The sequence below is a fragment of the Alsobacter sp. genome, assembly GCF_059501845.1.
The window spans coordinates 1-8417 of sequence record NZ_JCACDK010000002.1; the positions used below are offsets into that span (position 1 = coordinate 1).

Annotated in this window: 18 protein-coding genes and 1 pseudogene; all 19 read right to left on the bottom strand. The window is 65.9% G+C overall.

Translation table 11 applies throughout. From position 1 onward, the window contains the following. Positions 1-190 (bottom strand): annotated as a pseudogene (locus tag AC5JCN_RS04065) (30S ribosomal protein S5); the annotation flags it as partial. A 163-nt stretch (positions 191-353) separates the two neighbouring features. Then, complete coding sequence (rplR, locus tag AC5JCN_RS04070) at positions 354-716, bottom strand: 50S ribosomal protein L18 (protein WP_495753746.1); 363 nt, start codon at positions 714-716, stop codon at positions 354-356. 11 nt (positions 717-727) lie between these two features. Then, on the bottom strand, positions 728-1261 hold the full coding sequence (gene rplF / locus AC5JCN_RS04075; RefSeq protein ID WP_495753747.1) for a 50S ribosomal protein L6: 534 nt from the start codon (positions 1259-1261) through the stop codon (positions 728-730). A 34-nt stretch (positions 1262-1295) separates the two neighbouring features. Further along, a complete protein-coding gene (gene rpsH, locus AC5JCN_RS04080) occupies positions 1296-1694 on the bottom strand; it encodes a 30S ribosomal protein S8 (RefSeq protein WP_495753748.1) in 399 nt (132 codons plus the stop codon). A gap of 15 nt (positions 1695-1709) precedes the next feature. Further along, positions 1710-2015: a 30S ribosomal protein S14 gene (rpsN, locus tag AC5JCN_RS04085; RefSeq protein ID WP_495753749.1), complete on the bottom strand. Its 306-nt coding sequence runs from the start codon at positions 2013-2015 to the stop codon at positions 1710-1712. 37 nt (positions 2016-2052) lie between these two features. Then, a complete protein-coding gene (gene rplE, locus AC5JCN_RS04090; RefSeq protein ID WP_495753761.1) occupies positions 2053-2610 on the bottom strand; it encodes a 50S ribosomal protein L5 in 558 nt (185 codons plus the stop codon). Between the two features lies 1 nt (position 2611). After that, entirely contained in the window at positions 2612-2929 is a 318-nt protein-coding gene (gene rplX / locus AC5JCN_RS04095) for a 50S ribosomal protein L24 (protein WP_495753750.1), read from the bottom strand. Then, entirely contained in the window at positions 2929-3297 is a 369-nt protein-coding gene (gene rplN, locus AC5JCN_RS04100) for a 50S ribosomal protein L14 (RefSeq protein WP_106340546.1), read from the bottom strand. The genes rplX and rplN overlap by 1 nt, the downstream gene beginning before the upstream one ends. Positions 3298-3401: 104 nt before the next feature. Further along, positions 3402-3650 (bottom strand): 30S ribosomal protein S17, encoded by a 249-nt coding sequence (gene rpsQ, locus AC5JCN_RS04105; protein ID WP_495753751.1) that lies wholly within the window; start codon positions 3648-3650, stop codon positions 3402-3404. A gap of 10 nt (positions 3651-3660) precedes the next feature. Next, a complete protein-coding gene (gene rpmC, locus AC5JCN_RS04110; RefSeq protein WP_495753752.1) occupies positions 3661-3873 on the bottom strand; it encodes a 50S ribosomal protein L29 in 213 nt (70 codons plus the stop codon). A gap of 10 nt (positions 3874-3883) precedes the next feature. After that, the gene (gene rplP, locus AC5JCN_RS04115) at positions 3884-4297 is read right to left on the bottom strand and encodes a 50S ribosomal protein L16 (protein WP_495753753.1); all 414 of its coding nucleotides are present in this window, start codon (positions 4295-4297) and stop codon (positions 3884-3886) included. A 24-nt stretch (positions 4298-4321) separates the two neighbouring features. Continuing rightward, positions 4322-5029, bottom strand: coding sequence for a 30S ribosomal protein S3 (gene rpsC, locus AC5JCN_RS04120; protein ID WP_495753754.1), 708 nt, complete (start codon positions 5027-5029; stop codon positions 4322-4324). Between the two features lie 10 nt (positions 5030-5039). Further along, positions 5040-5420 (bottom strand): 50S ribosomal protein L22, encoded by a 381-nt coding sequence (rplV, locus tag AC5JCN_RS04125; RefSeq protein WP_495753755.1) that lies wholly within the window; start codon positions 5418-5420, stop codon positions 5040-5042. Positions 5421-5423: 3 nt separating this feature from the next. After that, a complete protein-coding gene (gene rpsS, locus AC5JCN_RS04130) occupies positions 5424-5702 on the bottom strand; it encodes a 30S ribosomal protein S19 (RefSeq protein ID WP_495753756.1) in 279 nt (92 codons plus the stop codon). A 12-nt stretch (positions 5703-5714) separates the two neighbouring features. Then, positions 5715-6554, bottom strand: coding sequence for a 50S ribosomal protein L2 (gene rplB, locus AC5JCN_RS04135; protein ID WP_495753757.1), 840 nt, complete (start codon positions 6552-6554; stop codon positions 5715-5717). A 19-nt stretch (positions 6555-6573) separates the two neighbouring features. Continuing rightward, entirely contained in the window at positions 6574-6870 is a 297-nt protein-coding gene (locus AC5JCN_RS04140; RefSeq protein ID WP_495753758.1) for a 50S ribosomal protein L23, read from the bottom strand. Beyond that, positions 6867-7487 carry a 50S ribosomal protein L4 gene (rplD, locus tag AC5JCN_RS04145; RefSeq protein ID WP_495753759.1) on the bottom strand — a complete coding sequence of 207 codons (621 nt, stop codon included), beginning with the start codon at positions 7485-7487 and terminating at the stop codon, positions 6867-6869. Before rplD ends, AC5JCN_RS04140 begins: the two co-directional genes overlap by 4 nt. Next, positions 7487-8224, bottom strand: a complete 738-nt coding sequence (gene rplC, locus AC5JCN_RS04150) for a 50S ribosomal protein L3 (RefSeq protein ID WP_495753760.1) — start codon at positions 8222-8224, stop codon at positions 7487-7489. Before rplC ends, rplD begins: the two co-directional genes overlap by 1 nt. 28 nt (positions 8225-8252) lie before the next feature. After that, on the bottom strand, positions 8253-8417 hold a 165-nt coding region (rpsJ, locus tag AC5JCN_RS04155), incomplete at its 5' end, for a 30S ribosomal protein S10 (protein ID WP_495753762.1).

Sequence of the window (8417 nt, forward strand, 5' to 3'; positions counted from 1 at the left end):
CGCGGGCCTTGCCGTGGCCGAAGCCGACGCGGCCCTTCTGGTCGCCGACGACGACGAGGGCAGCGAAGCCGAAGCGACGGCCGCCCTTCACCACCTTGGCGACGCGGTTGATATGGACCAGGCGGTCCACGAACTCGGAATCGCGCTCTTCGCGATCCCGGTTCGAACGTTCACGAGGCTCTCTTGCCATGGGGTCTCTCACTTTCGCGGCCGCGCGAGGCGCCGCTCGCTCGATACATGGGTTTGCGCCGTCCCCTTACAGGGTCCGACGGCGAAAGGCCACCCTCGCGGGTGGCTCTTCGGGTCGACGGTCCATCGAGGGCCGCCGGATGACGTCCGGCCTGCGCCGGGCGTCAGAAGTCGAGGCCGCCCTCGCGGGCCGCATCGGCCAGGGCCTTGACCCTGCCGTGGTAGATGTAGGCGCCACGGTCGAACACGACCTCCTTGACGCCGGCCTGCAGAGCGCGCTCCGCGATCAGCTTGCCGACAGAGCGGGCCGCCTCGACGTCCGCACCTGTCTTGAGCTGCTCACGCATCGTCTTCTCGATGGTCGAGGCGGAGGCGAGCGTCGCCCCCTTCGCGTCATCGATGATCTGCGCGTAGATCTGCTTGGACGACCGGAAGACCGACAGGCGCGGACGCCCGTTCGCGACCTTCTTGATCGAACGGCGCACGCGAGCCTGGCGGCGCGTCGTGGCCTGGGAATTCTTAGCCATCGCCGTGCCCCTTACTTCTTCTTGCCTTCCTTGCGGAAGATGAACTCGCCGGCATACCTCACGCCCTTGCCCTGGTAGGGCTCCGGACCGCGGAACTCGCGGATCTCGGCGGCGGTCTGGCCGACCTTCTGCTTGTCGATGCCGGTGACGACGATCTCCGTCGGCTTCGGTGTCGCAACCGCGATACCGGCCGGGATCTCGTAGTCGATGTCGTGGCTGTAGCCGAGCGACAGCTTGAGGACCTTGCCGGCGACCGCGGCCTTGTAGCCGACGCCGGTGATCTCGAGCTTGCGCTCGTAGCCCTTGGTCACGCCTTCGACGAGATTGGCGACCTGCGAGCGGGACATTCCCCACATCGCGCGGGCGCGCTTCGTCTCGTCGCGCGGCGTCACCGAAATGGCGCCGTCTTCGAACTTGACCACAACGTCGTCAGGCGCGGCGAAGCTCAGTTCGCCCTTCGCGCCCTTGACCTTGACGAGATTGCCGTCCACGGCCGCCGTAACACCGGCCGGCACCGAGACGGGCTTTTTTCCGATACGAGACATTGGTCTCTCCCCGTGACTGCGTGGCTGGTGGCGGTCAGAAGACCGTGCACAGCACTTCGCCGCCCACGTTCTTTTCACGTGCCTCGTGGTCCGCCATCACGCCCTGGGGCGTGGACAGGATCGTGACACCGAGGCCATTGGCGACGCGCGGCATGGCGTCGACCGACGAATAGACGCGACGGCCCGGCTTCGACACCCGGGCGATCTCCCGGATGACCGGGGCGCCGTCGAAATACTTCAGCTCGATCGCGAACTCGGTGCGGCCATTGCCGTACTCCGTCGTCGTGTAGCCGCGGATGTAGCCCTCCGACTGCAGCACGTCGAGGATGCGGGCGCGCAGGCGCGAGCCGGGTGTGTTGACGGTCGTCTTGCGACGCATCTGCGCATTGCGGATGCGGGTGAGCATGTCGCCGACGGGATCGTTCATAGCCATGGTCGATCCTCCTTCTTACCAGCTCGACTTCGTCAGGCCCGGCACCAGGCCACGCGAACCGAGTTCACGCAGCGCGATGCGGGACATCTTGAGCTTGCGGTAGTAGGCGCGCGGACGGCCCGTTATCTCGCACCGGTTGCGGATGCGGGTCGGGTTGGCGTTGCGCGGCAGCTCCGCGAGCTTGAGGCGGGCGCCGAAGCGCTCCTCCATGCTCTTGCTCTCGTCGTTGGCAACCTCGAGAAGGCGGGCGCGGCGTCCAGCATACTGCTTGGACAGCTTGATGCGCCGCTTGTTCTTCTCGACTGAGCTCTTCTTGGCCATGGTGTTCTCCTGGTTTCCGCGTTTAAGAGCCGGGCTCTTACTGCCGGAACGGGAAGTTGAAGGCGCGCAGCAGCGCGCGTGCCTCGTCGTCGGTCTTGGCGGTGGTGCAGACGATGATGTCCATGCCCCACACGGCCTCGGCCTTGTCGTAGTTGATCTCCGGGAAGATCAGGTGCTCCTTGATGCCCAGGGCGAAGTTGCCCCGGCCGTCGAAGGACTTCGGGTTGAGCCCGCGGAAGTCGCGGACACGCGGCAGCGCCACGTTGATCAGCCGGTCGATGAACTCGTACATGCGCGTGGCACGCAGCGTCACCTTGCAGCCGATCGGCATGTTCTCGCGCACCTTGAAGGTCGCGATGGCCTGGCGGGCCCGGGTGATGACCGGCTTCTGGCCGGCGATCAGCGCCAGGTCGGCGGCAGCCGTCTGCACCTTCTTGGTGTCGTTGGTCGCCTCGCCGACGCCCATGTTGATGACGACCTTGTCGAGGGTCGGCACCTGCATGACGTTCTTGTAGCCGAATTCCTCGACCAGCTTCGGCCGGATGACCTCGGCATAGACCTTCTTGAGGCGCGGCTCGGTAGCCGCAGCGGACATCTCAGCCATCGATCAGGTCTCCCGACCGCTTCGCGAAGCGGACCTTGCGGCCGTCCTCGAGAATCTTGAACCCGACGCGCGTCGCCTTGCCGTCCTTGGGATCAGCGACCGCGATGTTGGACAGGTGAATGGGCGCTTCCTTGGTGATGATGCCGCCCTCCTGCTGCGCCGTCTGGCGCTGGTGGCGCTTCACCAGGTTCACCCCGCGCACCAGGGCGCGCGTTTCCTTCGGCATCACCTGCAGCACTTCGCCGGACTTGCCCGCGTCGCGGCCGGTGAGAACGACGACCTTGTCGCCTTTCTTGATCTTCGCAGCCATCACAGCACCTCGGGCGCCAGCGAAATGATTTTCATGTGGTTCTTGGCACGCAGCTCGCGCGGAACCGGCCCGAAGATACGGGTGCCGATCGGCTCCTTCTGGTTGTTGATCAGCACGGCCGCATTGCGGTCGAAGCGGATCACCGAACCGTCGGGACGGCGGATGTCCTTGGCGGTGCGAACGACGATCGCCTTCATGACGTCGCCCTTCTTCACGCGGCCGCGCGGGATCGCCTCCTTCACGGAGACGACGATCACGTCGCCCACGCCGGCGTACTTCCTCTTGGAGCCGCCCAGCACCTTGATGCACATCACGCGACGCGCGCCGGAATTGTCGGCAACATCGAGGTTCGTCTGCATCTGGATCATGGTCTTGATCCTTTCTCTGTCTCAGACCGGTTTCCGGCGTTTGCTGTAGGCTCGCCGGACTTCGCCTGACGGGGATCTCCGCCCCCTGTCGATCGGATGAAAGTTCAGGCCGAGGCCGCCGCGCCTTCGTCGACGACGACCCAGGTCTTCAGCCGGGAGATCGGCTTGGATTCCTGGATCCAGACCTGGTCGCCGACCTTGCACTTATTCGCCTCGTCATGGGCGTGATAGTTCTTGGTGCGGCGGACGGTCTTCTTCAGCAGCGGATGGGTGAAGCGACGCTCCACCTTCACCACGACGGTCTTGTTCTGCTTGTCGCTGACCACGACGCCCTGCAGAATGCGCTTCGGCATCGTTCTCTCCTCAGGCCTTCGCCACAGCGGCCTTCTCGGCCTGCGTCGTCTTGATGCGCGCGATGTCGCGGCGCACCTGGCGCACGCGGGCAACGTTCTCGAGCTGGCCGGTCGCCTTCTGGAAGCGCAGGTTGAACTGCTCCTTCTTCAGCTTCAGGAGCTCGTCCTGCAGCTGGTCGGCGGTCATGGCCTTGAGGTCGGAAGACCTCTGCGTCGTCTTCATAGAGGCCTCCTCACTCGGCAATGCGCTGAACGAAGCGCGTCTTGATCGGCAGCTTGGCGGCCGCCAGCGTCAGCGCCTCACGTGCAAGCTCGACAGGCACGCCGTCGATCTCGAACATGATGCGGCCGGGCTTGACGCGGCACGCCCAGAACTCAGGCGCGCCCTTGCCCTTGCCCATGCGGACCTCGGTCGGCTTGGACGAGACGGGAACGTCCGGGAACACACGGATCCAGACGCGGCCGGCGCGCTTCATGTGGCGGGTGAGCGCACGGCGGGCGGCTTCGATCTGCCGCGCCGTCACGCGCTCGGGTTCCATCGCCTTCAGCCCGAACTGGCCGAAGTCGAGATTCGTCCCGCCTTTCGCGGCGCCGTGGATGCGGCCCTTGAACTGCTTGCGGAACTTGGTCTTCTTGGGCTGCAGCATAGCTCGCCTCCAAACGGGTCCGGCTTACGCCGCTTCGCCGCGACGGCCACCGGAGCGCTGGCCACCATCGTCGGCCATGCGCCTGTCCTGCGCCATCGGGTCGTGTTCCAGGATCTCGCCCTTGAAGATCCACACCTTGATTCCGCACGTCCCGTAGGTCGTGAACGCCGTCGCCGTGCCGTAGTCGACATCGGCGCGCAGCGTGTGCAGCGGCACCCGGCCTTCGCGGTACCATTCCTGGCGCGCGATCTCGGCACCGCCAAGGCGGCCGGAGCAGTTGATGCGGATGCCCTCGGCGCCAAGGCGCATCGCCGACTGGACGGCGCGCTTCATGGCGCGGCGGAACGCCACGCGGCGCTCCAGCTGCTGGGCGATCGACTCGGCGACGAGCGTCGCGTCGACCTCGGGCTTGCGCACCTCGACGATGTTGATGACGACCTCGGAGGTCGTCATCTTGCCGACGAGCTTGCGCATCTTCTCGATGTCGGCGCCCTTCTTGCCGATCACCACGCCCGGACGGGCGGAGTAGATCGTGACCCGGCACTTCTTGTGCGGGCGCTCGATGACGATCTTCGACACGGCCGCCTGCTTCAGCTGTTTCATCAGCGCTGCGCGAATGCGGATGTCCTCGTGGAGGAGGTTGCCGTACTCGTTCTTGCCGGCGACCCAGCGGCTGTCCCACGTCCGGTTGATGCCGAGGCGCAGGCCGATCGGATTGACCTTCTGACCCATCGTTCTCTCCTCAGGCCTTCGCTTCGACTTCGCGGACGATGATGGTCAGGTTGGAGAATGGCTTCTCAACCCTGCCGGCCCGGCCGCGGGCGCGGGCATGGAACCGCTTCATCACCAGCGCCTTGCCCACGAAGGCCTGCGACACGACGAGATCGTCGACATCGAGGTCGTGGTTGTTCTCGGCGTTGGCGATCGCGCTCTCCAGGCACTTGCGAACGTCCCTGGCGATACGCTTGCGCGAGAATTCGAGATCCGCCAGGGCGGTCGAGACCTTCTTGCCGCGGATCAGCTGAGCCACGAGGTTCAGCTTCTGCGGCGAGACCCGCAGCATGCGCGCCACGGCCTTGGCTTCGTTGTCCGGGAGGGCCCGGGGCGTCGCTGCCTTACCCATGGCTCACTTCCTCTTGGCTTTCTTGTCCGCCGCGTGGCCGTAGAAGGTACGGGTCGGGGCGAACTCGCCGAACTTGTGGCCCACCATCTCTTCCGAAACGTTGACCGGGATATGCTTCTGGCCGTTGTAGACGCCAAAGGTGAGGCCGACGAACTGCGGCAGGATCGTGGAGCGACGGCTCCAGATCTTGATCACCTCGTTGCGCGTCGAGGACCGTGCGGCGTCCGCCTTCTTCAGCAGGTAGCCGTCGACGAACGGGCCCTTCCATACGGAGCGAGTCATCGTGAGCTCCCCTTACTTCTTCTTGCGGGCGTGACGGCTGGACACGATGAAGGCGTCGGTCCGCTTGTTGGACCGCGTCTTCTTGCCCTTGGTCGGCTTGCCCCACGGGGTGACCGGGTGGCGGCCGCCAGAGGTGCGGCCTTCGCCGCCGCCGTGCGGGTGGTCGATCGGGTTCATGGTCACGCCGCGGTTGTGCGGGCGACGGCCGAGCCAACGCTGGCGTCCGGCCTTGCCGATCGAGGTGTTCATGTGGTCGGGGTTCGAGACCGCGCCCACCGTCGCGAAGCAGCCGCCATGGACGAGGCGCTGCTCGCCGGAGTTCAGGCGGATGATCACGTAGCCCTGGTCGCGACCGACGATCTGCGCGTAGGTGCCGGCCGAGCGCGCGATCGAGCCACCCTTGCCGATCTTCATCTCCACATTGTGGACGATGGTCCCGACGGGGATGTTGCCGACCGGCATGGCGTTGCCCGGCTTGATGTCGGCCTGCTCGGCCGCCACCACCTGGTCTCCCACCTGCAGCCGCTGCGGCGCCAGGATGTAGGAGAGCGTGTCGTCCGCGAAGCGGAGCAGCGCGATGAAGGCGGTGCGGTTCGGATCGTACTCGATCCGCTCCACCTTCGAGGGCTGGCCCAGCTTTCCGCGCCGCTTGAAGTCGACGATGCGGTAGGTCTGCTTGTGGCCGCCGCCGCGGAAACGGACGGTGACCCGGCCGTAATTGTTGCGGCCGCCCTTGGACGACTTGCCCTCGGTGAGCGTCTTGACCGGCTTGCCCTTGTAGAGCTCGCTGCGGTCGACGATCACGAGCTGGCGAAGGCTCGGGGTGATGGGCTTGAAGGTCTTGAGTGCCATGGTTCCTGTCCTCTGGCTCTCACAGACCCGTCGTGACGTCGATCGACTGGCCCTCGGCGAGGGTCACGATCGCTTTCTTCACGTCGGACTGCCGGCCCAGCGTGCCGCGGAAGCGCTTCACCTTGCCCTTGCGGACCAAGGTGTTGACGCTCTTCACCTTGACGTCGAAGAGCTTCTCGACGGCCGTCTTGATTTGCGGCTTGGTGGCGTCCATGCGGACCTTGAAGACCACCTTGTTGGCCTCGGACAGGGCGGTCGCCTTCTCGGTGATCACCGGGCCGAGGATGACGTCGTAGTGACGCGGGTCCGTGCTCATTTGAAGCGCGCCTCCAGCGCATCCACGGCGGCCTTGGTCAGCACGAGCTTCTCGCGGCGCAGGATGTCGTAGACGTTGATGCCCTGGACGGGCAGCACGTCGATGTTCGGGATGTTCCGCGCGGCGAGCGCGAAGTTCTTGTCGAGCTCGGCGCCACCGATGATCAGCGCGCTGCCGAGGCCCATCCGGCCGAAGCTTTCCTTCAGCGCCTTGGTCTTCGGGTCGGCGGCCACCGCCTGGTCGACGACCAGGATGGCACCGTCCTTGGCCTTGGCCGAAAGGGCATGGCGAAGCGCCAGGGCGCGGACCTTCTTGGTCAGGTCATGCGCGTGGGAGCGCACGACCGGTCCGAAGGCACGTCCACCGCCGCGGAACTGCACCACGCGGGCCGATCCGTGACGGGCGTTGCCCGTGCCCTTCTGCTTGTAGAGCTTCTTGCCCGTGCGGGCGATCTCGGCGCGGCCCTTGGTCTTGTGCGTGCCGGCCTGCCGCTTGGCAAGCTGCCACAGCACGTAGCGCTGGATCAGGTCCTGGCGCGGGTCGAGACCGAAGATCTCGTCGGAAAGCTCGACCGAACCGGCCGAAGTCCCCTCGAAGGTTGTGACGTCGATCTTCATCACGCGCTCTCCTGACCTTCCGCGACCGCGGCCGGCTGTGTGGCGGCAGCACCGTCATGGGCGGGCAGCCGGAACTTGCCGGGCTTCGGAGCCTCGGACGGCAGGGCGCGCTTGACAGCGTCCCGCACGAAAATCCAGCCGCCCTTCACGCCGGGCACCGCGCCCTGCACGAGGATGAGCCCGCGCTCCACGTCGGTCTGCACGACCTTGAGGTTCTGCGTGGTCACACGCTCGACACCGAGATGGCCGCCCATCTTCTTGTTCTTGAACGTCTTGCCGGGATCCTGGCGGCCGCCGGTCGAACCGAGCGAGCGATGGGAGATCGACACGCCGTGCGATGCGCGCAGGCCGCCGAAGTTCCAGCGCTTCATGCCGCCGGCGAAGCCCTTGCCGGTGCTCGTGCCGGTCACGTCGACGAACTGGCCGGCGACGAAGTGGTCAGCCGTGATCTCGGCACCGACCGGGATCAGGTCCTCGGCGGCGACGCGGAACTCGGCGATCTTGCGCTTGGGCTCGACCTGAGCCACCGCGAAGCGACCGCGTTCGGCCTTCGACACGTTCTTGACCTTGGCCTTCCCGACGCCGAGCTGCAGCGCCGTGTAGCCGTTCTTTTCTTCCGTCCGGTGGGCGACAACCTGACAGTTGTCGACCTTGAGGACGGTGACCGGCACATGTTCTCCCGCATCAGTAAAGATGCGGGTCATGCCGAGCTTCTGGGCGATGACGCCTGACCGCATGGTGTGGACCCCGTATCCGCGCGCAGCTTCAGAGCTTGATCTCGACGTCGACACCGGCCGCCAGGTCGAGCTTCATCAAAGCGTCGACGGTCTGGGGCGTGGGGTCGAGGATGTCGAGGACACGCTTGTGAGTGCGGATCTCGAACTGCTCGCGCGACTTCTTGTCGATGTGCGGCGAGCGGTTCACCGTGAA

Bases quoted from the DNA above. Each gene is read 5' to 3' on its own strand.
- rpmC (WP_495753752.1), bottom strand. From the start codon at position 3,873: ATGAAGACGACGCAGAGGTCTTCCGACCTCAAGGCCATGACCGCCGAC.
- rplE (WP_495753761.1), bottom strand. From the start codon at position 2,610: ATGTCCGCTGCGGCTACCGAGCCGCGCCTCAAGAAGGTCTATGCCGAG.
- rpsN (WP_495753749.1), bottom strand. From the start codon at position 2,015: ATGGCCAAGAAGAGCTCAGTCGAGAAGAACAAGCGGCGCATCAAGCTG.
- rpsQ (WP_495753751.1), bottom strand. From the start codon at position 3,650: ATGCCGAAGCGCATTCTGCAGGGCGTCGTGGTCAGCGACAAGCAGAAC.
- rplD (WP_495753759.1), bottom strand. From the start codon at position 7,487: ATGAAGATCGACGTCACAACCTTCGAGGGGACTTCGGCCGGTTCGGTC.
- rplP (WP_495753753.1), bottom strand. From the start codon at position 4,297: ATGCTGCAGCCCAAGAAGACCAAGTTCCGCAAGCAGTTCAAGGGCCGC.
- rplN (WP_106340546.1), bottom strand. From the start codon at position 3,297: ATGATCCAGATGCAGACGAACCTCGATGTTGCCGACAATTCCGGCGCG.
- AC5JCN_RS04140 (WP_495753758.1), bottom strand. From the start codon at position 6,870: ATGAGCACGGACCCGCGTCACTACGACGTCATCCTCGGCCCGGTGATC.
- rplR (WP_495753746.1), bottom strand. From the start codon at position 716: ATGGCTAAGAATTCCCAGGCCACGACGCGCCGCCAGGCTCGCGTGCGC.
- rplF (WP_495753747.1), bottom strand. From the start codon at position 1,261: ATGTCTCGTATCGGAAAAAAGCCCGTCTCGGTGCCGGCCGGTGTTACG.
- rplC (WP_495753760.1), bottom strand. From the start codon at position 8,224: ATGCGGTCAGGCGTCATCGCCCAGAAGCTCGGCATGACCCGCATCTTT.
- rpsS (WP_495753756.1), bottom strand. From the start codon at position 5,702: ATGACTCGCTCCGTATGGAAGGGCCCGTTCGTCGACGGCTACCTGCTG.
- rpsH (WP_495753748.1), bottom strand. From the start codon at position 1,694: ATGGCTATGAACGATCCCGTCGGCGACATGCTCACCCGCATCCGCAAT.
- rpsC (WP_495753754.1), bottom strand. From the start codon at position 5,029: ATGGGTCAGAAGGTCAATCCGATCGGCCTGCGCCTCGGCATCAACCGG.
- rplX (WP_495753750.1), bottom strand. From the start codon at position 2,929: ATGGCTGCGAAGATCAAGAAAGGCGACAAGGTCGTCGTTCTCACCGGC.
- rplB (WP_495753757.1), bottom strand. From the start codon at position 6,554: ATGGCACTCAAGACCTTCAAGCCCATCACCCCGAGCCTTCGCCAGCTC.
- rplV (WP_495753755.1), bottom strand. From the start codon at position 5,420: ATGGGTAAGGCAGCGACGCCCCGGGCCCTCCCGGACAACGAAGCCAAG.